The organism is Caulobacter sp. GW822-FHT07D08 (assembly GCF_058798735.1).
On the sequence record NZ_JBXAKU010000004.1, the window covers coordinates 257,843 to 281,895 of the forward strand.

Sequence of the window (24,053 nt, forward strand, 5' to 3'; positions counted from 1 at the left end):
AATCGAAATCATCGATAACAGGGGCCGGTCTGCTTGCCAAGCTGTCGGCTTGTCGCCAGTGTCCGGCCGATGGCGACCATTCAAGATGTTGCGCGCGACGCGGGCGTCTCCACCGCGACGGTTTCACGCGTGTTCAGCGCGCCCGAACTGGTGCTGGAAACCACGCGAAACAAGGTGATGGAGGCGGTCAACCGCCTGGGCTACGAGCCGAACTTCGCGGCCAAGAGCCTGCGCACCCTGCGGACCGAGAAGATTTTGGTCACGGTCCCGGACATCTCCAACCCGTTCTTCTCGCAGGTGATCCGGGGCGTCGAGGAAGCCGCTCTGGCCGCCGGCTATTCGGTGCTGCTGGGCGACACCCGCCACGAGGAGGCGCGCGAGGAGCAGTACGCGGCCATGTTCCGCCGCAAGGAGGCCGACGGCCTGATCTTCCTGGGTCACCGCCTGCCCGACGTGCTGGCCGACATGGTCGCCGCCAAGGGCCCCCGGACGCCGATCGTCAACGGCTGCGAGTTCCGTCCCGGCCTGGCCGTCTCCAGCGCCCATATCGACAATGACCGCGCCGCCGCCGAGGTTGTCGACTACCTCTACGGCCTGGGCCATACCCGCATCGGCGTGGTGACCGGCCCGTTGGCCAGCCCGATCAGCAGCGACCGCCTGGCCGGCGTGCTGTCGGCGGCCCAGCGCCACGGCCGCGCCAGCGCCCTACGCATCGCCATCGGCGACTTCTCGATCGAGTCCGGCGTACGCCAGACCGGCGACCTGCTGGACGAACCCGGCCGACCGACGGCGATCTTCTGCTTCAGCGACGAGATGGCCATGGGCGCTCTGGAGGCGATCCGCCAGCGCGGCCTCACCTGCCCCGATGACGTGTCGCTGGTCGGCTTCGACGACATCCGCTTCGCCCAGTATCTGCATCCGAAACTGACCACCGTCAGCCAGCCCAAGGAGCAGATCGGCCACGAGGTGGTGCGCCTGCTGCTGGACATCCTGAGCGGCCGCGCCACCGCGCTGCAGAACGTCACCCTGCCCCACCGGCTGGTGGTGCGCTCCAGCACCGCTCCCCCGCCGGCCTAGGGAGGCGGCGCCAGTTCGCGGACCCAGATGTTACGGAAGCTGATCGGCGCGCTGGGGTCGCCGTGCGCCTGCAGCTTGATCGGCGCGGGCCCGTGGGCCGTGTAGCGGGGCTTGCCAACATAGACCGTCTCGCCGGCCAGCACCGCGTGGTCCTGCACGAGTACGCCGTTATGGATCACGGTGACCACGGCCGGCGTGAGCAGCGCCCCGTCCGCGCCGAACACCGGCGCGCGCCAGACGATATCGTAGGTCTGCCACGCGCCCGGCTCGCGGCTGGCGTTCACCAGGGGCGGATGCTGCTTGTAGACGCTGGCCGCCTGACCGGCGACGTAGGTCGGGTTTTCGAAACTGTCGAGGATCTGCACCTCGTACCCTTTGTCGCCGGCCCCGGTGGACGCCAGGAAGACTCCGCTGTTGCCACGCGCCTGGCCCGAGCCCGCGATTCCGGCCGGAACGCGCCATTCCAGATGCAACTGGTAGTCGCGAAACGCCCGCCGGGTCTCGATATTGCCCTTCGACTTGTCGACGGTCAGCACGCCGTCCGCCACCGTCCAGGCCGCCGGCGACTTGTCGTTGGTGGCGACCCATTGGCCCAGATCATGGCCGTCGAACAGCACGATCGCATCGGAGGGCGCGCCGCCGGGCGCCACCGCGGGCGAGACGACCGACGGAACGGGCTTCCAGGCCTCGGTCTCCTCCGGCTTGCTCTGGGCCAGGGCGGAGGACGCGGCCAACAGGCCGAAGAGCGTGAGGATGGATCGGGTCAGCATGCGGCGCCTGGGCTCCCTGTCGGACGGACCAGACTATGCGCCTCCCGGGCATCGGCCAATACGACCACGACATTCTTGACAACGCTGTCTGACGGTCGGCGACTAAGGGGCTAGATCGCGGGAGGACGACATGATCAAGACCCTGGCCTTCATGGCGTTACTGGCCGCCGCGTCCTCGGCGCTGGCGGAGACACGTCCGTCCCTGGCGCTCAGCGAGATCCCCAAGGCCTCAGGGCCGGCGACGACGTTGTTCAACGGCAAGGACCTGAACGACTGGCGCCCGTGGCTCGGCTATGCCGACCCGGCCCTGACCTACAAGCGCCCCGCCTTGGCGCCGTTGGGGCAGACGCCTCGGAGCGCCGAGATCTTCAAGGTCGTGGTCGAGGACGGCCGTCCGGCGATCTATGTCAACGGCAAGACCTGGGGCAGCCTGGTCCACACGGGCGACTTCCGAAACTATCACCTGCGCCTGCAGTACAAGTGGGGACCCGGCCGCTGGCCGCCGCGCGAAGCCCAAGCGCCGAACAACGGCCTGCTCTACCACTCGCACGGCGCGCCGGGCGTCGTCTGGGGCACCTGGAGCCAGGCGGTCGAGTTCGAGATCATGACCGGCTCGATCGGCATGGTGGTGCCGGTCGGCGAGGCGATCAGCGTCGTCGCCGACGCGGTCGACGACCCCAGCCTGATCAAGCCCAACCTGCGCTTCTCGCCGAAGGGCCGAGCGGTCACCGCCAAGGGCGGCGCGGCGAACTGGAATATCGAGGCCTATAGCGACGCCGAGAAGCCGGCCGGCCAGTGGAACACCCTGGATCTCTATGTGCTGGGCGACCGCGCCGTCCATGTCGTCAACGGCGTTCCGGTCCTGGAGGTCCGGGACCTGAAGGCCAATGGCCTGCCCCTGACCCACGGCGCGATCCAGCTGCAGTCGGAAGGCGCGGAGACCTTCTTCCGCGACATCGTGCTGGAGCCGATCACCACGCTTCCGAAAGTGACGGTCGGCGCGCCGCGATAGTCCTATGAATGGGCCCGGCGTCTTTCTAGGATCGGGCTCTTCGCAATTCGCCGCGCCCCATGACCGACTCGCTCACGCAGAACGCCTGGACCCTCATCGATCACGGCCGAGCGGCTGAAGCGCTGAGCCTCACTGAACGCTCGGCCCAGACCGGCGGCGCGACGCCGAGCCTGCTGATGGCGCACGCCGCGGCGCTGAAGGCCCTGGGCCGGGTCGACGACGCCGTGGCGTTCAACCGGCGCGCCGTGAAGCGGGCGCCGACCGATCGCTTCGCCTGGTACAATCTGGCCGCCACGCTGGGCGACCTGAACATCGACGCCGAGGCCGAAGCCGCCGCGCGGCGGACCCTTGCTCTGGGTCTGGACGCTCCGGAGGTCTGGCTGGTGCTGGGCAAGGCGCTGCAAGGCCTGCGCCGCTACGACGACGCCGAACAGGCTTTCATGGCGGCCCTGGCGCGCCGGGCCAACTATGCGGCCGCGCATCTGGACCTGGCCCAGCTGCGCTGGATGCGCTCGGGAAGACAGCACGAGGCTCTGGCCGTGCTGGAGGCCGTGCTGCGGCAGCATCCCGACGATGCCGGCCTGTGGCTGATCAAGAGCACCGTGCTGACCTTCGCCGGCGATCACGCGGCGGCCGACGCCACGCTGGCGGAGGCGCTGAGGACCTCGCCAAACGATGTTCTGCTGCGGCTGGCGGCCGCGCGCGCGGCCGGCGCGGTCGACGACGCCGGCCGCATGCTCGCCCATGCCGAGGCGGCCCAGCGCCTGGCGCCCGCCGCGCCGGAGGTCCACGCCGTGCTCTGCGAAGCCTTGCTGGCGAACGGCCGGGCTCGGGCGGCCGCCGAGACCGCCGAGCGTCTGGTCGCGGCCACGCCACAGGACCAGTACGCCCTGGCCCTGCGCAACACCGCCTGGCGGCTGACGCGGGATCCTCGCCTGGCGCCGTTTGGCGACTACGATCAGCTCGTGCGCGCCTATCGCCTGGAGACGCCGGACGGGTGGAGCGACCTGGAGACCTTCCTGGAGGCGTTGCGCGCCCGGCTGCTGGAGCTACACGACCTCAAGACCCATCCGCTGCAGCAGTCCCTGCGCGGCGGTACGCAGGTTCCGTCGCTGGACCGTTCGGCGGATCCGCTGGTGCGGGCCTTCTTCGCCTCGGCCCGCAAGGCCGTGGCGCGCTATGTCGAGGATCTCGGGCCAGGCGAGGATCCGATCCGGAACCGACGCTCGACGGCCTTCGACTTCGCCGGCGGCTGGTCGGTGCGCCTGCGCTCCGACGGCTTCCACGCCGATCACGTGCATCCCAGAGGCTGGATTTCCTCGGCCTTCTATCTGGACCTGCCAGCCGTCGTCGATGACGGCGAGGCCCGCGAGGGCTGGCTGCAGTTCGGCCGGCCGGGATGCGGGACCTCTCCCGCCCTGCCTGCTGAGCACATGGTCAAGCCCGAGCGCGGGACGCTGGTGCTATTCCCCTCATGCTTCTGGCATGGGACCCGGCCGTTCTCCGACCCCGGGCACCGCCTGACCGTGGCCTTCGACGTCACGCCGCGTTGAACGTTTCGCCAAGACGCTAAAACATAAAAAAGGCCCGCCCCGAGTGATCGAGGCGGGCCTTTTCCGAAGAAATCCCCTCCCCGACGCGGAAGCGCCGGAGAGGTTCGGGTCTCTTAGTAGCGCAGGCGAGCGTTCAGGAAGAACATCCGGCCCATCACGTCGTAAACGGCCGGATAGCCGCTGTTCGACGGAGAGGCGTTGCCGCCCAGGATCGGATAGGATTCCTGGGTCAGGTTCCGAACACCAGCGGTGAAGGCGACATTGTCGTTGAGGTTCCAGTCAGCCGACAGATCCCAGTAGTTCTTCGCGCCGATACGCTCGACCGTGTACTTGGTCGTCGGCGCGTCGTCGGTCACGTCGTCCAGGTGGCTCCACACCAGGTTGACGCCAACGTTGTTGAAGCGCCAGTTAGCTGCGGTCCGCAGCTTGTGACGCGGGATCGGGTTGACGCCGAAGCCGCGGCAGCGGTTGCCGAACTTGTCGGCGCACTTGACCGGGGCCGAGATCTCGTCCGGCGTGATCGTGTACAGCCAGGTGTTGGTGTACAGCGAGCGAATCGCCAGCGAACCCCAGTCCGGCAGACCCAGGTTTTCCAGCGAAGTCTTGTAGGTCACGCCAAGGTCGAGACCTTCCACTTCACGCACGGCGACGTTCTGGTTGGTCGAAACAACGTAGTCGATCGAGCCGTTGGCCAAGCGAACGATGGCCTTGCAGTACGGCGAGTTCGGATTGCCGTTGACCAGCGGGCCATAGCAGACGTTCATCAGGTTGGCGGTGCCGCCACCGAAGGTGTCGATCGCGTTGTTCACCTTGATATTATAGAAATCAAGAGTGAACGACAGGCCCGAAATCCACGACGGGGTGTAGACCGCGCCGACGGTCAGCGTCTTGCCTTCTTCCGGACGCAGGTTCGGGTTGCCGCCCGTCAGGGTCTGGGTCTGCTGGTTGGCGTTGATCAGACCAACGACGCTGGCCGACACGCCCGAGTTGATGCAGGCCTGACGGACAGCTGCGTTCGGCGCGCCGCGGGCCGAGCACGGATCGGTGGAGGTCGGGAAGCTGTTGCCCTGCGGGGCGTACAGTTCGCCGATCGACGGCGCGCGGATCGCCTTGTTGTACGAGGCGCGCAGCATCAGGTCATCGAACACCTTCCACGAACCGGCGACCTTGTAGGTCTTCACCGGATGCGGTTGGCCCGTGTAGTCCGAGGTGCGGCCGGCCAACTCCAGGTCCAGGGACTTGATGAGCGGCAGGTCCTTCAGCAGCGGAACCAGCAGTTCGGCGTAGCCTTCGTATACGTCGAAGCGACCCGAAACCGGCGGGCTGGCGTTGAAGCCCGTCAGGTTGCCAGTGGCCAGGTCCTGGCTGGGGTTGAAGGCGAAATCCTCGGCGCGATACTCGAAGCCGACGGCGAAGCCGATCGGACCGGCCGGCAGCGAGAATTGGTTGGCCGTGTCACCATTGATGTTGAAACCGCCGTACTGCTGCTCATAGTCCTGCGCCGAGTTGATGCGCGTCTTGATGAATTCGGCCGCGGCCGGCGACATCGTGCCTTGACCGAAGATGTTCACCGGCACGCAGCCGCCCGACGGATCCGCGCAGGCGGTGCCGGTCGAGTTCAGCAGCAGGCCCTGCTGGATGCGGGCCAGGCTGGTGTCGCCCAGCAGCGTGTTGCTGCCGTGGGTGTTGCCGTATTGATAGTAGATATCGAAGCCGCCGTTGATGGCCTCGATGTCGCCCTTCAGGCCCAGTTGCATCTGGAAGCCCGAGAAGTTGAACGACGAGACGCGCGGGCCGACGTCGCTGAGACGCTTGTTGAACACGCCGGTGACGGTGTCGTAGAGGCCGTCGCCGTCAGTGTCGACGTCGGTGTAGGTGCCGGTCGCCCAAGGGCTGGAGGTCGGGATCGAATAGCTCGAGGTCGAACCCAGGCTGTTCAGGGCGGTCTTGGAGGCCGCAGTCAGGAACGGGTTGTTGTCCAGCGAGAAGCGGAAGATGCGGCTGCCGACCGGGGTCGGGGCCAGTTGGGTGACGACCTTCGAGTTGACGAAGTTACCCTTGGCGTAGGCGGTCAGGCCCGGCTTGATCTCGTAGCTGGCCAGCGACGTGACCGAGAAGCGCTCTTGCGGGGTCTGCAGATAGTTGACCGGCGCGAAGTTGTAGGTGTCGGTGTTCTGGTCATACAGGCGGACGTCGCCGGTCGGCAGGAAGTAGGCCGAGTTGGCGGCGCTGTTGGTGACGCCGGGCAGGGTCACGAACTTGCCAGACACGAACGGATCGACGCGGCCCGGCTCCATCGAGCCCGAGCCCGAGGGCACGAAGCCGGTGCGAGCGGCGTTGTCACCCCAGGCGCTGGCCAGCATACCGCCGCGCTCGCCCTGAGTCAGGGCTTCGCGCTTGTTGTAGCCCAGGCTCAGGACGACGTTGCCCTTGCGATCGGCGAAGTTGGCGCCCATCGTGAGGTCCGCCGTGTAGATCGGGGCCTCACCCTTGTCGGTCTGCTGGTAGCCAGCCGAGAACTCAAGGCCCTCGAAGTCGTTCTTCATGATGAAGTTGACCACGCCGGCGACGGCGTCCGAACCGTAAACGGCCGAGCCGCCGCCCGACACGACGTCGATGGCCTTGATCAGGGCGGTCGGGATCAGGTTCAAGTCGACGGTGCCGCTCGAGCTGGTCGGGGTCTGGCGCTTGCCGTCCACCAGCACCAGGGTGCGGTTCGAGCCGAGACCGCGCAGGTCGACCGTGGCCGTGCCGTTGCTGCCGTTGTTGACGTTCGAGGTGATGCCCGGAACGGCCTGCGGCAGGGTGTTCAGCAGGTTTTCGGTGTTCACCACGCCCGACTGCTTCAGTTCGGCCGCGCCGATTTGGGCGACCGGGCTAGAGGAAGTCAGATCCGGACGCGCGATGCGCGAACCGGTGACGACGATCTCTTCGACCTGGGCCGACTCGGGCGCCTCGGCTTGCTGCGCCCAGGCGCCGGCGGCCGGCAGCATGAAGCCGCAGAGGATCGAAGACGCCAGCAGACGCTTTCTACGAGTGGTTACACTAAACAAATTCCACCTCCAAAACTTATACGCCGAGCCCTGCGGATGAGCATGCGGCGCTCCCCCTGTCCCCCCTGGAACCGGGTTTTGCGGGCAAGAGTGGAATTGGACGACCTCCGGTCAATCAGCCAGAAGGCGCGAATGCCCAGGAAATTTCCACCTGTGACCCAAATGTGACGCACTCGACACAAGCCCGGGCGTCAATGCGGCCAAGACTGAGCATTTTCAAGGGGATGGATGCAGTCAGCTTCTTTGCCAACTCGTAATGCTGTACATGATATACGAAGTAATCGACCATCCAGCGACAATTTCTTCTCAGTGCAGTGACGGCGCCGATACAGTTCGCCCCCCAGCGAACAGGAGGAAAATATTCTTTCATGAACTCAGGTCGCGGCCTCGGTATGCTGGGCTGGGGGGCGGCGGGCGTCTTCCGTGCGACAATATTCGCTTCTCGACTTGAATGGCGCGCAGGTCTGCGACAAGTCGCCCCAGGTACTGGCGATTTAAGCCACAGCGGCAGTTGCACGAGAACGAAAAGCACCGCTTGAATAAAATCCGAGCAAATCCATGCTCGCGATCCCGCACCGACGAGTCCCGCATGCCCGCGCACCCTCCCCTCAGAATCAACAGCGACCTGCCGATCGAGACATTCGCGAGGCGGTTCTCGCAGGAGGGCTATGTGCAGATTCCGGTCTTCCTGGTTCCAGCCGACGCCGAGACGGTCGCTGGAATGATGGAAGGCCTGACCTGGAACATCGTCGCGCCCGACGAGACGTCGGAAACGCTGGTCATCACTCCGGACGTGATCAAGAAGTTCGGCGAGGCCCAGGTCCGACAGTTCCTGCAAGGGGCGATCAAGCGCGCCGCGACGGGCTTTTCCTTCGTGCACCTGTCCTATGCCTTGCAAGACGAATATCTGCGCGGTTCAGAGGCGCCGATCCATCGCGTGACGCAGTTTCTGCAGAGCGAGGACTTTCTCGATTTCGGCCGCCGCGTGATCGGCGCGCCGGCCGTGACGGGCGTCCGAATCCAGGCGTCCTACTATCGCCCCGGCGATTTCCTGACTCTGCACGACGACCGCCACCGCACGGATACGCGCCTGGCCGCCTTCACCCTGGGCTTCACCCGGAAGTGGCGCGCCGACTGGGGCGGCCAACTTCTCTTCCATGACGCCGATGGCAACGTCACGCACGGCTTCAAGCCGGAGTTCAACGTACTGACCCTGTTCAAGGTGCCCGCCGCCCATTCGGTGGCCCAGGTCGCCTCGTATGCCGACGCCAAGCGGCTGTCGCTGACTGGATGGCTGCTGGGCGACGCCCAGCAAGCCGCATAAGGAGTTCGAGATGACCAAGCTGCTGCTCGCCGCCGCGATCGCTCTCGCCGCCGCTCCCGCTTTCGCCGCCGAGCCCGCCGAGCCCGCGGTCATCGCGGCGCTGAAGGCCTGCCGCGCCATCACCACCGACGCCGAGCGATTGGCCTGCTACGACAAGGCCGCCCAGTCGGTGACCAAGGCCCAGGAAACCGGCGAGGTCATCATCATCGACAAGCAGACCGCCCGCGCCGCGCGGCGCCAGGCCTTCGGGCTGGAGCTGCCGACGTTGTCCATCCTCGACAAGGGCGCCGACAAGGCCGAGACCGAGAAGCTACAGTCGATGGTCAAGAGCGCCCGGGTCGACGCCGAGCAACGGCTGGTCGTCACGCTGGAGGACGGCGCGGTCTGGCGCCAGATCGACGACACCATGCTGGGCAAGCCGCCCAAGGCCGGCGACACGATCGAGGTCCGCAAGGCGGCCATGGGCAGCTACATGATGAAGATCGGCAGCCAGCCGGCCATCCGCGTGCGTCGCATGGAGATCGGCGGGCGTTAACTCGCGTCGTCGACGAATCGGTAGCCGACGCCCGGCTCGGTCCGCAGCAGCTTGGGCGACGCCGGGTCGGCCTCCAGCTTCTGGCGCAGTTGGCCGACGAAAACGCGCAGGTACTGGGTGTCCCGTGCGTGCGCGGGGCCCCATACGGCGGTCAGCAGTTCCTTGTGGGTCAGCACCTTGCCATGACCCAGGGCCAGGCGGATCAGGACGTCGTATTCGCGCGGCGACAGCTTCACGGCCTCGCCCGCGCGGGTGACGCGACGTTTCTCCAGGTCGATCTCGACCTCGCCGGCGCGGATCGGCCCGCTGGGCGCCTGGGCGCGACCGGACTGGCGCATCGCCGCGCGCAGCCGGGCCAGCAGCTCTCCCACGCCGAAGGGCTTCTCGACATAGTCGTTGGCGCCGCGATCCAGCGCCTCGATCTTCTCGATCTCGCGATCGCGGGCCGACAGGATCAGGATCGGACCGTCGTAGAACGCCCTGGCCTTCTCCAGCACATCCTTGCCGTCCATGTCGGGCAAGCCGAGGTCCAGCACCACGGCGTCGGGCGACCACAGCGCGATGGCGCGGAGGCCTTCCTGGCCGCCGTCGGCGCGTAGCGGCTCGTAGCCCGCCGCTTCCAGGGCGGGCCCCAGAAAGCGATGGATCTGCGGCTCGTCGTCGATGACGAGGATGCGTTGGCGCGCGCCGGTCCCAAGGGAGCTCATGAAGCGCTCATAGCAGATCACGCGGCGTGGCGACGACCTTGAGCGGACTGATCAGGTTAGGGGGCCGGATCGTCGCGGATCAGGCCGCCACTCGGGCGTCGAGCAGCGCCAGCTTGGCCAGGATGCGCTCGAGGGTCGAGCGCTTCACCGGCTTGCCGTCGCGCAGCTTGGTCCAGGTGGTTTCGCTGATGGCGTAGCAGTCGAACAGATGCTCGCGCGTCACCGCCGGCAGGCGCGAGCGGAGGCGCTGGAAGACTTCTCGGGAAATGGTGACGGTTTCAGCCATGGGAGGTCTGGTCGGTGACGCACGGGAGAATAACTCTACCGCGTCCCTATGACGGTGTTGTTGGACGAGCTTATTTCAACGCTGTTACGTGAAGCCAAGTTTTCGCCAAACTCGGCAAAAGTTGCGAAGATGCGAGCGCATCGCCGCCTAAAAACGCGAAACGCGCCTTGAAGCGGCGCGGCTAGAGAACTCCGCGGCCCTCCGAAAAGTTGCCTAGAGCGTGAACCGCAGGCCGTCGTAGCCGGCCTCGACGCCCGGCGGCAGGCGCGCGGTCAGGGCGTTGTAGTCGAGGTCGATGTGCAGATTGGTCAGGATGGCCCGCTTCGGCCTGGCCTTGGCGATCCATTCCAGGGCCAGCTCGACGTGGGCATGGGTCGGATGCGGGGTCCAGCGCAGGGCGTCAACGATCCAGACGTCGAGATCGGCCAAGTCGGCCCAGCTTCCGTCGGGAATGGCGCGAACATCCGGGGTGTAGGCCACCCCGCCGAAGCGGTAGCCGACCGCGCGGATCTCGCCGTGGTCGACGTCGAAGGTGTGGACGGGGATCGATCCGCTGGGACCGTCGATCTGGAAATCCTCGCCCAGCGGCGGGATCAGGCGCGGCTCCAGGATGGCCGGATAGCCGCCGCGCGTCTTGAAGATGTACTCGAACCGCGTCAGCAGGCCGTCGTGCGTGGCCTGATCCATCCAGGTCGGGATGCGGACCCGCTGATTGAGGAAGAACGGTCGCAGGTCGTCGATGCCGTGGGCCTGGTCGGCGTGATCGTGCGTGAACAGCGCCGCGTCGACCCGCTTCACCCCCGCCGTCGCGGCCTGCAGGCGCAGGTCCGGCGAGGTGTCGACAACGACCGTGGTCTCGTGGAGCGCCCCGCCCTCGTCCTCGCCCTTCCTCCGCACGAGCAGCGAACAACGCGAGCGGTGGTTCTTGGGCTCGGCCGGATCGCAGTCGCCCCAGTTCCCGTCGGCGCGCGGGACGCCGCCGGACGAGCCGGAGCCCAGGATGGTGAACTCCAGCGGGCCGGTCATGGACGGGGGATCCGGTCGAACAGGTTGAAGAAGGCGTCCTCGGTGCGGGCCTCCGTGTCGGCTCGGCTCCAGCCCCGGATCTCGGCCAGCTTGTCGTAGATATGCGGCAGATAGGCCGGCTCATTGCGGCGGCCGCGCATCGGCACGGGGGCCAGGTACGGGCAGTCGGTCTCGACGATGATCCGGTCGGCGGGCATGTCGCGGATCACCTCGCGCACGTCCTCGGCCGCCTTGAAGGTGGCGATGCCCGACACCGAGAACCAGGCGCCCAGCGCGATGGCGCGGGCCGCCAGGGCCGGACCGCTGGTGTAGCAGTGCATCAGGATCTTGAATGGCCCGGCCGCGTGTTCCTCCTCGAGGATCTGGCCCATCACGTCGTCGGCCTCGCGGGTGTGAACCACCAGCGGCAGGCCGCTCTCGCGAGCGGCGATGCAGTGCTGGCGGAACACCTGGGCCTGCACCTCGCGCGGCGACAGATCGTAGTGAAAGTCCAAGCCACATTCGCCGATGCCGATGACTCGCGGGCGCTGGGCCAATTCGACCAGGCGCGTCGCGGTCAGGCCGGGGTTTTCCTTGGCTTCATGCGGGTGCGTGCCGACCGTGCACCAGACATCCGGCTCGGCCATGGCGATGGCGTGGACGGCCTCGAAGGACGAAACCTTGTCGCAGATGGTGACCATCAGGGCGATGCCGGCCTGGCGGGCGCGGGCGATGACGGCGTCCTTGTCCTCGGCGAACTGGGGCGCGTGGAGATTCACGTGGCTGTCGATGAGCATGCCGCTCAAATCGCCGTCTTGGCCGTCGCGCGCAAGTCCGAGATGACGCTCCAGAACACATCGGCGCGGTCGAGGTTCACGGCCTCGGCCTCGCCCGGCACGTTGGACAGTCGCTCCCACACAGCCGCCCAACGGTCGAGACCGGGCGAGTTCTTGCCGTCGGCCGCGACCTGGGTGGCGAAGATCCGCACCTGGTCGGCCATGCGCTCCATCAGGAGCTCGAACCGCGCCGCGCCCTCGCCGCCCCGGAAGGTGTCGGTCAGGGCGAGCAGCGCGCCCTCGTCCAGCTTGGGCAGGCCGCGCAGGATCTCGTTGGCCGCGTCGTCCATCTCGATCGCCTTGGCGGCGGCCAGTTGCAGCGCCTTGCCCGGCGCGCCATGAGCCATGCGGGCCAGGCGTTCGGCGTCGCGCCCGGAGACGTCGGCCATGCGCTCGACCATCTCGGCTGCGGCCCGCACGCCCGGCGCGGGCACGGCCAGGCGGCGGCAGCGCGAGCGGATGGTCGGCAAGAGCTTGCCGGGCGCATGGCTGATCAGCAGGATCACCCCGCGCGGCGGCGGCTCCTCCAGCGTCTTCAGCACCGCGTTGGCGGCGTTGACGTTGAGGTCGTCGGCCGCGTCGATGATCGCCACCCGGTAGGGCGAAATGGCCGGCGTCGTGGAGAAGAACTCCGGCAGCTGTCGGGCCTCGTCGACCGGGATCGATTTCCTTGCCTTGCCGTCGTCGGTCAACCGCTCCAGCACCATCAGGTCGGGATGCGAGCGGGCGGCGACCTGGCGGCTGACCACGTCGGAAGGCGCGGCGCCCAGCAGACCGTGGCTCGGATCGGGCCGCGCGCCCAGCAGTCGCCGCGCCATGCGGTAGGCCAGAGTCGCCTTGCCCACGCCCTCCGGGCCGGTCAGCAGCCAGGCGTGGTGCAGCCGGCCACGATCCAGGGCGTCGAGGAACGCGGCCTCGGCGGCGGACTGGCCCTCCAGGCCGTACACGTCGCGCGGATGGGCCGGGGTCATCAGAGATCCAGCCGCTGGGTCACGGCGTCGACGATCGCGGCGGTCACCGCGTCAAGCTCGGCGTCGGCGTCGATGACAACGCAGCGCTCGGGCTCGCGGCGCGCGATCTCCAGATAGCCGGCGCGCAGGCGCTGGTGGAAGTCGAGACCCTTGGACTCGAACCGCGCCGCCCCGCCCCGCGCCTCGGCCCGGCTCAAGCCGACCTCGGCCGGCAGATCCAGGATCAGGGTCAGGGTCGGGATCGTGCCGTTCAGAACGTGATCCTCCAGCGCCGCGATCAGGCTGGCCGGCGCGTCGCCGCCCGCGCCCTGATAGGCCCGCGTGGAATCGGCGAAGCGGTCGCACAGCACGACCCTGCCTTCGGCCAGCGCCGGACGGATCACCCGCTCCAGGTGGTCGCGACGCGAGGCGTACATCAACAGGGTCTCGGTGACCGGCGACCAGCGGTCGGCCGCGCCGTTGACCAGCAACTCCCGGATGGCTTCGGCGCCCGGGCTGCCGCCCGGCTCGCGGGTGACGACGACGTCATGGCCGGCCGCTCGCAGCCGCTCGGCCAGGCGATGGATCTGGGTGGACTTGCCCGCCCCCTCTCCGCCTTCGAAACTGATGAAAGAACCCTGGGTCACCCGGCCTCATTCGACCGGTTTCCGAGGCTTGTCCAGAGGCGCTTACGCCCCCTTGCTATGGACGAAGGACCGTGGCGCCCTGATAGCCCAGAGACTCGACCCGCTGGCGCAGGCTCCAGGCCTCGCCCTCGTTCGGACCGGCCGAGACCGTGACGCGGTAGAGCGTGCCGCTGGCCCGCTCGATCGCGTCGATCTGGGCCTGGCCGGCGCCCGAAAGCTGACGCACGGCTCTCTCCGCGTTCTCGCGGCTGGAGAACGAGCCGGCCTGAACCCGGAAGCCGGACTTGGCGGCCGAGGCATAGACGCGATCAGGGACCCGGTCGGGCGGATTGATCTGCGGCGCGGATTGCTGGATCGGCGCGCTCCAGTCCGGATCGGGCTGGCGCGACGGGATGACCTGCACGCGCTGGGTCGGTTCCTTGATATCGTCGAAGCTGCGCTCGCGTGGCCGAGGCGGAGATTGCGTGACAGCGTACTGGCGCGGGCCGTCGAAGGCGTTCCTGGACGCCGGGCCGACATACTTCACCCGCACGCGGGCCACGCCCTGGCGGTAGTAGCCCAGCTGCTGGGCGGCGGCCTTGGACAGGTCGATGACGCGATCGCCGACGAACGGCCCGCGGTCGTTGACCCGCACGATCATCTTCTTGCCGTTATCGAGGTTGGTCACCTCAACCAGGCTGGGCAGCGGCAGGGTCTTATGAGCGGCCGACGGGACATCCATGTCGAACATCTCGCCATTGGCGGTGCGGCGGTTGTGAAACTGCTCGCCGTACCAGGAGCCGACGCCGACGACGTTGTAGTCCTTATCCTGGCGCGGATAGTACCAGACGCCATTGATCTGATAGGGCTTTTCCGTGCCGCGCAAAGGCTTGCCGTCGCGGCCGACCGTGGAGCCAGAGCGCGGCGACGAACCGCGCGTGGTGTCATTGCGGGCGCTGGCCGTGTAACCGGACTTGCCGACGCCATACTTGGGCGTGGCGCAGGCGGCCAGACTCGCGGCCGCCAGGGCCATGAGGCCGAGGGTGCGCGCAATCCGCCAAACCTGATCGATACGCTGGTTCATCCAATGGTCGTCCAGACGGGCCCACACCCCTTCCGAGTTCACATCGTCGCCGGTTTGTTTTGAAGTCTGGTTAAGGCGCGGACGCGCTGATATAGCCGCCTGCTCCGGGCAGGTGGCCGAGTGGTTTAAGGCAGCGGTCTTGAAAACCGCCGTAGGTGAAAGTCTACCGTGGGTTCGAATCCCACCCTGCCCGCCAGACCTATGCGTCTGGGCGTATCCGGTTGCGTCAAAACCCCTTTTGAGGACAAGGTTTTCCCGCCCCGTCCGTCTCTCCTTGGATCAGGTTGTGTCCCGGCGTCTTAGGCGTCGTCTTAGGGCGCGACTTAGGATGGCGAGACGTCGGGCGTGCTCGTAGGTTCTTCCTGCGTTCCGGGGACAACATGCCGCGCCAGATCAACCGACTCACCGTCAAGACCATCGCGGCGCTCCGCGAGCCGGGGATGCACGCCGATGGGGCCGGCCTGTATCTTAAGGTCGACCAGACGCTGAACAGGCGCTGGGTCCTGATCTACTTCTGGCATGGCAAGCGGCGTGAGATGGGCCTTGGTTCGGCGGAAACCGTCACCCTCGCCGCCGCGCGCCAGGCCGCCGCATCGGCGCGACAGATGGTCGCTGAAGGCGTCGACCCGATCGGCGCGCGAAAGCTTCAGACCGGATCGGCCATCACCTTCCGGGATTTCGCCGAGCTGGTGATCGTCGACCTCACGCCCGGCTGGAAAAGCCCGAAGACGGACGGCCAGTGGCGCGCGAGCCTGGACATGCACGCCGGGGCCATAGCCAAGCGCCCCGTTTCGGACGTCGACACAGAAGACGTGCTCCTCGTGCTAAAGCCGATCTGGAACACGATCCCCGAGACGGCTTCTCGGGTCCGCGCCAGGATAGAGCGCGTCTTGGACGTGGCGAAGATCAAGGGCCTTCGGAAGGGCGAGAACCCCGCCCGCTGGCGTGGACACCTTCAGTTGCTCCTCGCCAAGCAACAGCGCGTTCGCGGCCACCACAAGGCCTTGGCCTATGACGGCGTTCCCGCCTTCATGCAGCGGCTACGGGAGCGCCAGGCGATTGCGGCGCGGGCCCTGGAGTTCACGATCCTCGCCGCATCTCGCACGACCGAGACCCGCGAGGCCAACTGGTCGGAGATCGACGGCGACATCTGGACCATCCCGGCCGACCGGATGAAGGCCAGCAAGCCGCACCGCGTGCCCATCACCGGCCGTATGCGTGAGATCCTCGACGAGATGGCGCCGCTGAAGACCGAGGCCGGCTTCATCTTCCCGGGCGACCAGCGCATCGAGCCCTTGTCGCGCATGGCCATGCTCATGCTGCTCCGTCGGATGTCGGCCCCCTTCACGGTCCACGGTTTCCGTTCGGCTTTCCGCGATTGGGCTGGCGACTGCACGCCCTACCCGCGCGAGCTGATCGAGGAGGCCCTCGCCCACACGGTCGGAAACGCCGTTGAGCGCGCCTATCGCCGATCCGACGCCCTGGCCAAGCGGCGCCAGCTTATGGAGGTCTGGGAGCAGTTCGCCACCATGCCGCCGAACGCCAACGTGCTTCCGTTCGTCAGGGCTTAGCCCCGGCCGGGTTTGTCTCGGTCTCTGCGCATCTAGTGCGAGATGCGGTGTGGACTTGGAAGCGGTAGCGACGCCCTAGAACGACGAAAGCCCGCCGCCTCCGGAGAGACGACGGGCCTGAGTAGTCAAGCGATCCTTGACAGCTGATCACGTTCCGAAAGCGCGATCTCCGTCGACTAGGCGGACCTTGCCGCACCGTGAACAAAATGGGAATATCTGCGGGCCGGTGAGGCGCGCAAACGCCCCTGCCGGCCCTAACCATCCAAGCCGTCAGGAGGCATCGAATGGCTAACGCGAGCGCTACGCCCATTGTCGAAACCGCGCCAGAGATTTGGCGTCCGGTCATAGGATTTGAAGGCCTCTACGAGGTGTCCAACCACGGAAACGTTCGCAGGCTTGTCGGTCGGGGACGCTGGGGTGAGTACCCCCTGCCAAGCCCTCGGCAACTCGCTTACGATTATCGCAATGGCTATAAGTCCGTTACCCTCAGCAACAAGCCGATTCATCGAACAGAACATGTTCACGCTCTCGTCGCTCTAGCGTTCATCGGACCCCGCCCCGCTGGCCACCAAGTGGCGCACCTAGATGGCGACCCATCCAACGCTGTCGTCTCCAATCTTGCGTACGTGACGCAAAAAGAGAACGAGGAGCACAAGCGAGTGCATGGCCGAGCAAGCATTCGACGTGGCGCCGCGGCGTCCGGCGCCAAGCTGACCGAAGACGATGTCCGAGAGATCAGGCGCCTAAAGGCCCGCTTTGGCGAGACGCTGCCCAACTGGGTGCTGGGGCAGATGTTCAGCATGTCCAAATGGTCCATCTCTGACATCTGCACCCTGAAGACCTATCAGGACGTGGCCTAGCGGCCCCACCCCGAGGCGCCACCCGCTCGCACGCTGGCCCAGATGACCGCCCGTTTCCAGGCCGGGACGCCGACAACCTCCATGGCCTCTCTCAGGATCTTGTCGGCCTCGGCGCGGGTGTAGGGCTTGGCCCTGGTCCGGCCGTTGAAGTCGCCCCGGAAGCACGTCCCTCGGGTGAAATAAAGCCAGTCGTGGATGACGGCGGCTTTCGCCCATGGACCATCCGCCGGCAGCAGCACCCCGGCCAGGCGCGGGATGGATGCGAGATCCGTCAACGCGCCGGCCGGGACCGTAATCGTCTCGCCCGAGCCCTCGACTCCTACGTCGTAGCGCAGGGGTGAGGCCAAGAGCCATTGGCAGCGCCCAGCCTTGGTAATGGCGGCGCCGTTGGCGTCCTCATAGAGGAACAGCCCCAGGTGATCGGTGAACCGGCTCACGGTCACACGCCGCCCGGCGGAGGCGTGGGCGCGACGGCCGGCGCTTCGGTCTTCGGCGGACAGCGGACCTGGCCGGAGATCGTCGCGCCCGACGCCGGGTTCAGGGCGCCGACGCTGGCGCTGTAGCTGACGATGCGCTCGCAATGGGCGTAGTTGTCGCCCAGAGCCTTCAGCACCGCCGCCGGGTCGCTGGCGACCGTACTGCAGGCGCTCAGCGACAGGCACGCGGCCACGCCGCCGATCAAGATGATCGTGCGCTTCATGGTGGATCTCCTTGTGGGAGGGTTACCCAGGACCGCTGGGCGCGGGAAGGTCAGGCGCTCCAGCCGCCGGCGGCGAGCGCTTCCTGGAAGTCCATGGCGTGATGGGCGATCTTCTCGGCGCGATCCGTGCCGTTGATGATCCGCCGGGCGGAAATGAACGCCGTGCGCGAGCCAAGGCCCTCGGAGGGCAGATACGCGGCCAGGCCCCGGCCGGTGAACCAGCCTTCCCGCATACCAGCCTCCATGATCCGCGCGGCGATGTCGGGCCGCATGGCGAGGTCAGGGTCCCGCAGCAGCGCGCCGTTGAGCCCGAGCTCTCGATCGGCGCGCGCGTAGTTGCGGCGGCCGGTGAGCTGGGGATAGCCGCGCCCTGCGAAACGGGCGCCATCCCCGGCCTCGGTGTTGCCCAGGGCGGCGGCGACTTGCGGCCGCGCGCCGGTCTTGTCGTACATGCGCCGGAAGTAGTCGGGCCCACCGCGCTCCTTGACCGGCTGCATCGTGCCGGCGGTCTCGTGATAGGCGGTGCCGAGGCCGTAGGCTGCATGGGCCAGGGGCCAGCGACCGAGCGCCGCGAGGAGGGCGTTGCAGCCGTCGACCTCATTCTGGGTCAGGACGGGACCGAGGAGATCGGCGTCGTCGACGCGCGCGAAGAACGCCTTGGGATTGGCCAAGGGCATGGGAAGCCTCCGATCTGTAGGGGGGAAGAGAAGGGATGCGAGCGCCGCTCGCATGGCCGCCCTAGTCGGCGGCGCCGGCGGGCGGTTCAGTCTTGTTGGTGATGGCCACCAAGGCGGTGACGCCGCCGGCAACGCCACCGAAGTACACGCCCAGCTCGGCGAAGCTGATCACCTGTCCCTTGGCGATGGCCACGAAAGGCAGTGCCAGGCCGGCCACCAGGGTCAGAGCGCCGTAGATCCGGCCGACGGCGAACGTCTGGCCGTCAGGACCCGTGAAGACGTCGTTGAAGGTGCGCTTGGTCAGGCGGATCATGGCGGCGTCTCCGTCGTGTGGGCTGTCAGCTCGCCACCGCGCAGAACGAAGAAGGCGGGCTCCGGAGGAAGGTCCATACCGGCCGCCAGCATCATCCTGCGGTGAGCGGCGATGCTGGCCTCGAGCTGGCGGTTGCGCCCTTCCAGCAGCGCGATCTTGGCGTCTTTGTCAGCCATCATCCTGAGGTGCTCCCGTTGAAGGTCGCGCATCTCGTCGCGGACCTGGTCCAGCTCGCCCGAGAGGCGCGCGATTTCCTCGCGCAAGGTGGTGATGACGTCGGCCGCCGCCTCCTGGGCCAGCTTGGTGAGATCCAGCTTGACCGCATGGCGCGCTGCGGCGGCGGCCAGGGCGTCCGTCTGGCGCTTCTCGCGAGCCTCGCGCGTGGCCTTCCAGGCCGTAAAGATGCCGCCGACCACCAGGACGGCATGAGACCAGTACTTCTCAATCGCCGTGGGAAGATCCACTGCACGCTCCTACCCTCCGGCCGCCGGGGCCTGGTCTTTGGTTGACGATGTCGCCGGCGGCCGCTGCGGCCACCTAGAATTGGCCCTGGGCTAGACGGCGGCAGTCTCGATGTCGTCGGGGTCCACGCCGATCAGCTTGGCGACCCGTTGCCGCTCGCGATTGAGCGCGCCAATCCACGCCATCCCCTCGCGCTTGGTTGTGCCTTCGCTGATCGACCGGGTCATGGAGGCGCGGTCGCCCTGCACTTCGGCGATCAGGACGAAGGCCCGCTTGCCGGCGGCCTCGACCATCATGCGTGCGGCCTCGGCCTCTTGTTCGAGGTTGGTCATGGAGATCTCCGATGTCGGGAAAGGTCAGAAGGCGGGGCAGCGCACCCCCACGGATGAAGTAGGGGTGTGGGGTCTAGGTGCGCGCTATCGCCGCGTAGAGTGTGTCAGCGATAATCTGGCGGCCAGCGGCGTTTGGGTGGATGTCGTCATACCGAAGAGAACGAGGCGTCCACCCTTTGGCAATGTCCGACAGATCGCCCGCCGATCCGTCGTTCGCAGCCGCCAATGGAGCGTTGATGTCGACAAAGCGGCGGCCATAGAGCGCCTTCAGGTCTGTGTTAAGCTGGACGATCTGAGCGTTGGACGCTGCTGCGGCGTCCGTGCAAACGGGAAGCCCCGATCTGATGAAGTTGTGCAAACCAAGCTGCGCGATCGCCGTGGCGATGTTGGCTTTTGTCGTGGTGGCCGACACCCCGTTTGCCGGGTCGTTCTCTAGCATTCCGATAACATGGATGTTGCCGGGGTAGAGGCCTGAGGCCTGCGACGTCACCCGCGAAAGGATTTGCGTCGAAGTCTCGCCGCCGACGCCTCTGCCAAAGCTGAGGCGTGATGGTGAGTATTTTGCCCCCAAAGCTCCCGGATAGCTCTGCGCGGTCGTGCCGTCCAGGTTCGTGCCGATTGAGTTTTCCCAAGCGAAGATAGCGGGCCGGACGCTCGTTTGGGTAACGACGACTTCGGAGATCGTAAGGTCAGCGCCGTTCGACCCGAAGCCAAAGTTCATGTACACGTCTGGTGTCGATGGCGTGAACGTGTTGGTGAACGTGGCATTATCACCAGAATTGATCGCGCGAGTGAAAAGCTCCGCACCTGTGGTCGCCGCTCCGCACCGCACCGATGTTTGGGCAACCGCACCGACAGCCTTGTATTGAACTTTATAGGAACAGCCCGGAACAACCCGCAGCTTCTTATAAACCCCAGACGTGCCCGTGCCATCGCTGATGATGCGCGCCGACACGTCGGAGAGCAACGTGTAAGTTCCCGCGCCAAGCCACACCTGCGGTGGGCCGCTGAAGAGGTTTGGTTGGATCATCGTCGAGATCGACATGTTCGCCAGCCATTCGGCCAAGGCGTCGTGTTCTGGCGAATAGGCGTTGAGGCTGCTTACCAGCGCGCCGCCACCAGCGACGATTTCAGCGGGGTTGAGAACGCCCATGATTACGCGCTCCTAGCGCTGGTCAGCGGTTGACCGTTGATGGCGGAAGTGAGGACCGCGCCGTTGATGGCCGAGCGGAGGACGTTGGCCCCACCACCCTTGGAAGGGGTGAGGGTGATGACCCGGCGGGGACCGATGTTGAGGGCCATCAGTCCAGCAGCCCCTTGACCGCGACCTTGATGTCGCTGGTGGATCCGAGCGTCGGCGTCGCGCGGGCGACGAGGGCTCCGAACATGGCCGTGCTGTCGTCAGCCAGCTTGTAGGGCATCGCCAGTTGGGCCGCTTCGGCAAAGCTCGGGCCGCCGGCGGCGTACCAGGTCGAGATCGGCACGACCGCAGTGACCTTGTCGAAGTCCGCGGCGTTGAGCACGAACGCCGCATTGTCGGTGAAGGTCGAGGCGGCTGGGTCGGTGTGGAACAGCCACAGCTCGCAGGCGAAAGTTTGGGCCGACTTGCTGAAGACGCTCACCATCTGGATGAGGCCGGAGCCGCCCGCCTCTCGCGCCATGCCGGCGAAGGTCATCTTCGTGCCGATGACATCGCCGGAAGCGTAGGCCGGGCTAGCGGAGACCGCGGGGCTCTCCGCGGCAACTGTCATGCCAGCAGCATTCCAGACGGGCGTCGCGCCCATGGGAGCGCCTGTTTCATTCGAGGCGACGGGGGATTTGGCCATGGTCAGTCTCCAGGCATGAGAAAGGGCCGGGCCGCTAGGCGCCGGTCGGAAGGTCGAGTTGTGGTGGTGGTCAGGCCGTGACGGTGGCGATCTCGTCCGGCGTACAGCCCACGGCGTCGAGAAGCCCTAGCATGTCAGCGTCGTCGAAATAGACGTTTGGATGGTTTGGGGCGAACCAGCGCGAGAAGTACAACGGCTGGGCTAGCAGAGCGGTCATCACCGCACCTAACTTGCCGATCTCGTTGACGCGCTCTTGAATGACACTCTTAGGGATCAAGCGGCGAGGCTGTGGCGCGTTGGCCAGGGCCGCGACCTCTTCAATCGACATCTCACGTAGAGTAACCCCGCCAGGACCCGCGACAAGATCGAAATTTGCCATCACATCACCCGACGCTGGATCGTGCCGCCGTTGCTGAAGGTACCAGTGCTGAGAGATAGCCTGAACGCCGCCAGGCCGCCGGAGGCAGCCAAGCTAAAGCGAGGGTTTTCAGTCACGGTGTAGGCTGACCCAGAGACAAGATCGGCCGCGTGCAGGCGCCCTTCAAGCTGCGGATTGTTGCCACGATAGTCGGTGATGATGATCGAGCCTCTGAAGCTCGATAGCGAGGCCGTAAGATCATACGCAGTGCTATAACTTGACCCGTCCAGGCTGAAACTGCCGCGCAGGATCGCGGTCGTGCTGGGGACGATGTTGAGGTCGAACTTCACAATAGAGCCGACCACGGGCAAGCTTGACAGCGTGATCATGCTTGGCGTTCCGCTGACCGTGACCAGGGAACCATCATTCGAGAACGATCCTAGATCGCCCTTGTCCCCATTGGGGGTAAACGCGACGGTGATCTCGGCGTTGTCGGTGATCGGACTGGTGGCGGACCACGCGATCATCGTGATCGGGATCTTGCGATAGCCGCTTGCCGTCTCGACCGGCCCCGTCACCTTAGCCAGGAGCCATTTCGTCCGGTCGCCGTTCTCCGAGAAACGAAGCCACCCCTTAGTGATCGACGTGCTGTCATCCATCGACTCGATGATCGCGGTCATGTCCGCGCCGTTGGCGTCCAAGAGGTCTGGGTAGATGTAGGTTGCCGCGTTCTGGGTGGCGCTGTTCAGGCGCCAGTTCCCAGCGCCAGGATCCGCATCGCTCGTCGCCGCGCCGTCGAACACGGCCATGACCGAGAACGCCGGACGCGCCGCGTTGGCCAGATAATCGGCCAGGTCATTGACCTCTGGCGTGAAGGTTATTTTCAGGTGGTCGAAGAAGGCTTGCGTGTCGGTGTCCAGGGTCGTAGGCCGATCCGGCCCCGGCATGGCGGGCCAATCGCTCAGTGCGGGCATATCAGAACTCCTCGGCGACCAGCGATAGGAAGCCGTTTTTCGGATGCGTGAGGTCTATGTCGAAGGTGGTGATCAGACCAAGGATCAAGACGGGCTCGAAATAGTCGTCGGTGTCGTCATCGAGACCCGAGATCACAACCACTCGGCCATTGGCGTCATCGGAGAACTGAAGGAGCGCGCTCGTCGCCTCCTTCTCAAACATGATCGTCTGAACGGAGCTTGGGACGTTGCGGCGGCGGATCGGCGGTTGCGGCGTGCCGTCCATGTTTCGGTCGAACTTAGTGAAGTTACGGTGCTTGCGCTGGGCGCCGTACTGCGTTTTCCCAAGTAGCGTCGGATCTCCCTGGATGATCACCCCGATACCCACCTGCCCGCTGTCTCGGGTGAGGGTGATCTCGAAGGTGGTATCGGGATAGAGAAGAGGGTCTTGGATCTGCACCGAGCGCCGGGGCGTAAACCTCTTATAAAAGTATTCCGTGAACGTCTGGATCTTGCGGGTCATTAGGTCGCGAGACCAAGACTTGATCGTGACCGCGTCGCGCTTCTGAACTATCTCCAAGCTTACCGCCGTCAGGTTTCCCAAGAACAGCGATTGGACCGCACGACTGGGCGTAAGCTTGAACGTCATCGGGCTATCACCCCAGGTGATGCTCGGGCGGTATAGGTCAACCATCGCCCAACGGTTTGTCGGGCCGACATCAAGCCACTTCGTCCCGTCGTCTAGGGCCGGAGGATTATTGGTATTGCCGTCGATCCGGCTCGCATAGGTCCGATGGATAGAGGCGACGCCCGTATGCGTCCCCGACCCGGCCGATGTGGTCGAGACGGCCGCACCGTTTAGCTCTTCGGAGATTTGGACGGTGTCGGTCGTGCGGTTGATGACGTAGTAGGTCTTGCCGGCGACAATACCGGCGGGCAAGGTCCCGTCCGTCGAAAACCGCACCGGCGTTCCGTTGGGCAGGCGGTTCGCCGTCCACGTCACCACGGCCGGCGAGGCGCTGGTGATTGCCACCGTGGACGTTGGCGCCCCGATGATGCACCGACCGCCGATCGCGAACGTCGCGCCGGAAGTCCACTCGACCTCGCCAGGGCTGGGCTCTGCAACCGAGAAGTCCGACAGCATCACATCGGTGATCGGAATAGGGATCGTGCCGGTCGCCAT

General features: G+C 66.3%; 27 protein-coding genes, 1 tRNA gene and 1 pseudogene. 9 read left to right on the forward strand and 20 right to left on the reverse strand.

Annotation, left to right across the window (positions count from 1 at the left end):
• Window positions 1-69 precede the first annotated feature (69 nt).
• Entirely contained in the window at window positions 70-1,077 is a 1,008-nt protein-coding gene (locus AC1RJ9_RS10030) for a LacI family DNA-binding transcriptional regulator (protein ID WP_492839159.1), read from the forward strand.
• Here the strand turns inward: AC1RJ9_RS10030 and AC1RJ9_RS10035 are convergent.
• Complete coding sequence (locus AC1RJ9_RS10035) at window positions 1,074-1,847, reverse strand: 3-keto-disaccharide hydrolase (protein WP_492839160.1); 774 nt, start codon at window positions 1,845-1,847, stop codon at window positions 1,074-1,076. The two genes, AC1RJ9_RS10030 and AC1RJ9_RS10035, sit on opposite strands and share 4 nt — an antisense overlap.
• A 130-nt stretch (window positions 1,848-1,977) precedes the next feature.
• Between AC1RJ9_RS10035 and AC1RJ9_RS10040 the strand changes: the two genes are divergently transcribed.
• Together AC1RJ9_RS10040 and AC1RJ9_RS10045 are read left to right on the forward strand one after the other, a co-directional pair.
• The gene (locus AC1RJ9_RS10040; protein ID WP_492839162.1) at window positions 1,978-2,859 is read left to right on the forward strand and encodes a 3-keto-disaccharide hydrolase; all 882 of its coding nucleotides are present in this window, start codon (window positions 1,978-1,980) and stop codon (window positions 2,857-2,859) included.
• A gap of 59 nt (window positions 2,860-2,918) precedes the next feature.
• Entirely contained in the window at window positions 2,919-4,412 is a 1,494-nt protein-coding gene (locus tag AC1RJ9_RS10045; RefSeq protein WP_492839163.1) for a putative 2OG-Fe(II) oxygenase, read from the forward strand.
• A 113-nt stretch (window positions 4,413-4,525) separates the two neighbouring features.
• Here the strand turns inward: AC1RJ9_RS10045 and AC1RJ9_RS10050 are convergent, their stop codons facing one another.
• Window positions 4,526-7,405, reverse strand: a complete 2,880-nt coding sequence (locus tag AC1RJ9_RS10050) for a TonB-dependent receptor domain-containing protein (RefSeq protein WP_492839383.1) — start codon at window positions 7,403-7,405, stop codon at window positions 4,526-4,528.
• A gap of 649 nt (window positions 7,406-8,054) precedes the next feature.
• Here AC1RJ9_RS10050 and AC1RJ9_RS10055 point away from each other — a divergent pair.
• Together AC1RJ9_RS10055 and AC1RJ9_RS10060 are read left to right on the forward strand one after the other, a co-directional pair.
• On the forward strand, window positions 8,055-8,789 hold the full coding sequence (locus AC1RJ9_RS10055) for a 2OG-Fe(II) oxygenase family protein (protein WP_492839164.1): 735 nt from the start codon (window positions 8,055-8,057) through the stop codon (window positions 8,787-8,789).
• Window positions 8,790-8,799: 10 nt separating this feature from the next.
• Window positions 8,800-9,324 (forward strand): hypothetical protein, encoded by a 525-nt coding sequence (locus AC1RJ9_RS10060; protein WP_492839166.1) that lies wholly within the window; start codon window positions 8,800-8,802, stop codon window positions 9,322-9,324.
• On the opposite strand, the gene AC1RJ9_RS10065 is transcribed toward AC1RJ9_RS10060, so the two are convergent.
• From AC1RJ9_RS10065 to AC1RJ9_RS10095, 7 genes are all read right to left on the reverse strand, one after another.
• Window positions 9,321-10,031, reverse strand: coding sequence for a response regulator (locus tag AC1RJ9_RS10065; RefSeq protein ID WP_492839167.1), 711 nt, complete (start codon window positions 10,029-10,031; stop codon window positions 9,321-9,323). The two genes, AC1RJ9_RS10060 and AC1RJ9_RS10065, sit on opposite strands and share 4 nt — an antisense overlap.
• 79 nt (window positions 10,032-10,110) lie before the next feature.
• Complete coding sequence (locus AC1RJ9_RS10070) at window positions 10,111-10,317, reverse strand: hypothetical protein (RefSeq protein ID WP_492839168.1); 207 nt, start codon at window positions 10,315-10,317, stop codon at window positions 10,111-10,113.
• A 213-nt stretch (window positions 10,318-10,530) separates the two neighbouring features.
• Window positions 10,531-11,343, reverse strand: a complete 813-nt coding sequence (locus tag AC1RJ9_RS10075; protein WP_492839169.1) for an MBL fold metallo-hydrolase — start codon at window positions 11,341-11,343, stop codon at window positions 10,531-10,533.
• Entirely contained in the window at window positions 11,340-12,128 is a 789-nt protein-coding gene (locus AC1RJ9_RS10080) for a TatD family hydrolase (protein ID WP_492839170.1), read from the reverse strand. The genes AC1RJ9_RS10075 and AC1RJ9_RS10080 overlap by 4 nt, the downstream gene beginning before the upstream one ends.
• Window positions 12,125-13,129 (reverse strand): DNA polymerase III subunit delta', encoded by a 1,005-nt coding sequence (locus AC1RJ9_RS10085; RefSeq protein ID WP_492839171.1) that lies wholly within the window; start codon window positions 13,127-13,129, stop codon window positions 12,125-12,127. The genes AC1RJ9_RS10080 and AC1RJ9_RS10085 overlap by 4 nt, the downstream gene beginning before the upstream one ends.
• On the reverse strand, window positions 13,129-13,755 hold the full coding sequence (gene tmk, locus AC1RJ9_RS10090; RefSeq protein WP_492839172.1) for a dTMP kinase: 627 nt from the start codon (window positions 13,753-13,755) through the stop codon (window positions 13,129-13,131). Before tmk ends, AC1RJ9_RS10085 begins: the two co-directional genes overlap by 1 nt.
• 55 nt (window positions 13,756-13,810) lie before the next feature.
• Complete coding sequence (locus AC1RJ9_RS10095) at window positions 13,811-14,818, reverse strand: septal ring lytic transglycosylase RlpA family protein (protein WP_492839173.1); 1,008 nt, start codon at window positions 14,816-14,818, stop codon at window positions 13,811-13,813.
• A gap of 106 nt (window positions 14,819-14,924) precedes the next feature.
• Between AC1RJ9_RS10095 and AC1RJ9_RS10100 the strand changes: the two genes are divergently transcribed.
• The 4 genes and pseudogenes from AC1RJ9_RS10100 to AC1RJ9_RS10115 all read left to right on the forward strand — a co-directional run bounded on the left by AC1RJ9_RS10100 (window position 14,925) and on the right by AC1RJ9_RS10115 (window position 17,249).
• Window positions 14,925-15,014: transfer RNA gene (locus tag AC1RJ9_RS10100), tRNA-Ser, on the forward strand.
• Window positions 15,015-15,198: 184 nt separating this feature from the next.
• On the forward strand, window positions 15,199-16,389 hold the full coding sequence (locus AC1RJ9_RS10105) for a tyrosine-type recombinase/integrase (RefSeq protein ID WP_492839174.1): 1,191 nt from the start codon (window positions 15,199-15,201) through the stop codon (window positions 16,387-16,389).
• 284 nt (window positions 16,390-16,673) lie between these two features.
• Window positions 16,674-17,024, forward strand: a pseudogene (locus tag AC1RJ9_RS10110) (NUMOD4 motif-containing HNH endonuclease); the annotation flags it as partial.
• A 24-nt stretch (window positions 17,025-17,048) separates the two neighbouring features.
• A complete protein-coding gene (locus AC1RJ9_RS10115; protein WP_492839390.1) occupies window positions 17,049-17,249 on the forward strand; it encodes a hypothetical protein in 201 nt (66 codons plus the stop codon).
• Here the strand turns inward: AC1RJ9_RS10115 and AC1RJ9_RS10120 are convergent.
• The 11 genes from AC1RJ9_RS10120 to AC1RJ9_RS10170 form a co-directional block, all read right to left on the reverse strand.
• A complete protein-coding gene (locus AC1RJ9_RS10120; protein WP_492839175.1) occupies window positions 17,246-17,686 on the reverse strand; it encodes a DUF1353 domain-containing protein in 441 nt (146 codons plus the stop codon). The two genes, AC1RJ9_RS10115 and AC1RJ9_RS10120, sit on opposite strands and share 4 nt — an antisense overlap.
• A 2-nt stretch (window positions 17,687-17,688) precedes the next feature.
• Window positions 17,689-17,949, reverse strand: a complete 261-nt coding sequence (locus tag AC1RJ9_RS10125) for a hypothetical protein (RefSeq protein ID WP_492839176.1) — start codon at window positions 17,947-17,949, stop codon at window positions 17,689-17,691.
• A 50-nt stretch (window positions 17,950-17,999) separates the two neighbouring features.
• Window positions 18,000-18,626 carry a hypothetical protein gene (locus AC1RJ9_RS10130; RefSeq protein ID WP_492839178.1) on the reverse strand — a complete coding sequence of 209 codons (627 nt, stop codon included), beginning with the start codon at window positions 18,624-18,626 and terminating at the stop codon, window positions 18,000-18,002.
• A gap of 61 nt (window positions 18,627-18,687) precedes the next feature.
• On the reverse strand, window positions 18,688-18,939 hold the full coding sequence (locus tag AC1RJ9_RS10135) for a hypothetical protein (RefSeq protein ID WP_492839179.1): 252 nt from the start codon (window positions 18,937-18,939) through the stop codon (window positions 18,688-18,690).
• Window positions 18,936-19,403, reverse strand: coding sequence for a hypothetical protein (locus tag AC1RJ9_RS10140; RefSeq protein ID WP_492839180.1), 468 nt, complete (start codon window positions 19,401-19,403; stop codon window positions 18,936-18,938). The genes AC1RJ9_RS10135 and AC1RJ9_RS10140 overlap by 4 nt, the downstream gene beginning before the upstream one ends.
• Before the next feature lie 90 nt (window positions 19,404-19,493).
• The gene (locus AC1RJ9_RS10145; protein WP_492839181.1) at window positions 19,494-19,733 is read right to left on the reverse strand and encodes a hypothetical protein; all 240 of its coding nucleotides are present in this window, start codon (window positions 19,731-19,733) and stop codon (window positions 19,494-19,496) included.
• A gap of 73 nt (window positions 19,734-19,806) precedes the next feature.
• Window positions 19,807-20,886 (reverse strand): SGNH/GDSL hydrolase family protein, encoded by a 1,080-nt coding sequence (locus AC1RJ9_RS10150; RefSeq protein ID WP_492839182.1) that lies wholly within the window; start codon window positions 20,884-20,886, stop codon window positions 19,807-19,809.
• A 148-nt stretch (window positions 20,887-21,034) separates the two neighbouring features.
• On the reverse strand, window positions 21,035-21,484 hold the full coding sequence (locus tag AC1RJ9_RS10155; protein WP_492839183.1) for a hypothetical protein: 450 nt from the start codon (window positions 21,482-21,484) through the stop codon (window positions 21,035-21,037).
• A gap of 145 nt (window positions 21,485-21,629) precedes the next feature.
• Window positions 21,630-21,938, reverse strand: a complete 309-nt coding sequence (locus AC1RJ9_RS10160; protein WP_492839184.1) for a hypothetical protein — start codon at window positions 21,936-21,938, stop codon at window positions 21,630-21,632.
• Entirely contained in the window at window positions 21,938-22,891 is a 954-nt protein-coding gene (locus AC1RJ9_RS10165; RefSeq protein ID WP_492839185.1) for a hypothetical protein, read from the reverse strand. The genes AC1RJ9_RS10160 and AC1RJ9_RS10165 overlap by 1 nt, the downstream gene beginning before the upstream one ends.
• A 1-nt stretch (window position 22,892) precedes the next feature.
• Window positions 22,893-24,053, reverse strand: coding sequence for a hypothetical protein (locus tag AC1RJ9_RS10170; RefSeq protein ID WP_492839187.1), 1,161 nt, complete (start codon window positions 24,051-24,053; stop codon window positions 22,893-22,895).

Excerpts from the sequence above, each read along its gene's own strand:
- AC1RJ9_RS10055 (WP_492839164.1), top strand. The coding sequence starts at position 8,055 with ATGCCCGCGCACCCTCCCCTCAGAATCAACAGCGACCTGCCGATCGAG.
- AC1RJ9_RS10160 (WP_492839184.1), bottom strand. The coding sequence starts at position 21,938 with ATGGCAAATTTCGATCTTGTCGCGGGTCCTGGCGGGGTTACTCTACGT.
- AC1RJ9_RS10155 (WP_492839183.1), bottom strand. The coding sequence starts at position 21,484 with ATGACAGTTGCCGCGGAGAGCCCCGCGGTCTCCGCTAGCCCGGCCTAC.
- AC1RJ9_RS10135 (WP_492839179.1), bottom strand. The coding sequence starts at position 18,939 with ATGATCCGCCTGACCAAGCGCACCTTCAACGACGTCTTCACGGGTCCT.
- AC1RJ9_RS10085 (WP_492839171.1), bottom strand. The coding sequence starts at position 13,129 with ATGACCCCGGCCCATCCGCGCGACGTGTACGGCCTGGAGGGCCAGTCC.
- AC1RJ9_RS10150 (WP_492839182.1), bottom strand. The coding sequence starts at position 20,886 with ATGGGCGTTCTCAACCCCGCTGAAATCGTCGCTGGTGGCGGCGCGCTG.
- AC1RJ9_RS10035 (WP_492839160.1), bottom strand. The coding sequence starts at position 1,847 with ATGCTGACCCGATCCATCCTCACGCTCTTCGGCCTGTTGGCCGCGTCC.
- AC1RJ9_RS10030 (WP_492839159.1), top strand. The coding sequence starts at position 70 with ATGGCGACCATTCAAGATGTTGCGCGCGACGCGGGCGTCTCCACCGCG.
- AC1RJ9_RS10145 (WP_492839181.1), bottom strand. The coding sequence starts at position 19,733 with ATGACCAACCTCGAACAAGAGGCCGAGGCCGCACGCATGATGGTCGAG.
- AC1RJ9_RS10065 (WP_492839167.1), bottom strand. The coding sequence starts at position 10,031 with ATGAGCTCCCTTGGGACCGGCGCGCGCCAACGCATCCTCGTCATCGAC.
- AC1RJ9_RS10130 (WP_492839178.1), bottom strand. The coding sequence starts at position 18,626 with ATGCCCTTGGCCAATCCCAAGGCGTTCTTCGCGCGCGTCGACGACGCC.
- AC1RJ9_RS10165 (WP_492839185.1), bottom strand. The coding sequence starts at position 22,891 with ATGCCCGCACTGAGCGATTGGCCCGCCATGCCGGGGCCGGATCGGCCT.
- AC1RJ9_RS10105 (WP_492839174.1), top strand. The coding sequence starts at position 15,199 with ATGCCGCGCCAGATCAACCGACTCACCGTCAAGACCATCGCGGCGCTC.
- AC1RJ9_RS10170 (WP_492839187.1), bottom strand. The coding sequence starts at position 24,053 with ATGGCGACCGGCACGATCCCTATTCCGATCACCGATGTGATGCTGTCG.
- AC1RJ9_RS10045 (WP_492839163.1), top strand. The coding sequence starts at position 2,919 with ATGACCGACTCGCTCACGCAGAACGCCTGGACCCTCATCGATCACGGC.
- AC1RJ9_RS10070 (WP_492839168.1), bottom strand. The coding sequence starts at position 10,317 with ATGGCTGAAACCGTCACCATTTCCCGAGAAGTCTTCCAGCGCCTCCGC.
- AC1RJ9_RS10075 (WP_492839169.1), bottom strand. The coding sequence starts at position 11,343 with ATGACCGGCCCGCTGGAGTTCACCATCCTGGGCTCCGGCTCGTCCGGC.
- AC1RJ9_RS10095 (WP_492839173.1), bottom strand. The coding sequence starts at position 14,818 with ATGAACCAGCGTATCGATCAGGTTTGGCGGATTGCGCGCACCCTCGGC.
- AC1RJ9_RS10125 (WP_492839176.1), bottom strand. The coding sequence starts at position 17,949 with ATGAAGCGCACGATCATCTTGATCGGCGGCGTGGCCGCGTGCCTGTCG.
- AC1RJ9_RS10050 (WP_492839383.1), bottom strand. The coding sequence starts at position 7,405 with ATGCTGCCGGCCGCCGGCGCCTGGGCGCAGCAAGCCGAGGCGCCCGAG.
- AC1RJ9_RS10040 (WP_492839162.1), top strand. The coding sequence starts at position 1,978 with ATGATCAAGACCCTGGCCTTCATGGCGTTACTGGCCGCCGCGTCCTCG.
- AC1RJ9_RS10060 (WP_492839166.1), top strand. The coding sequence starts at position 8,800 with ATGACCAAGCTGCTGCTCGCCGCCGCGATCGCTCTCGCCGCCGCTCCC.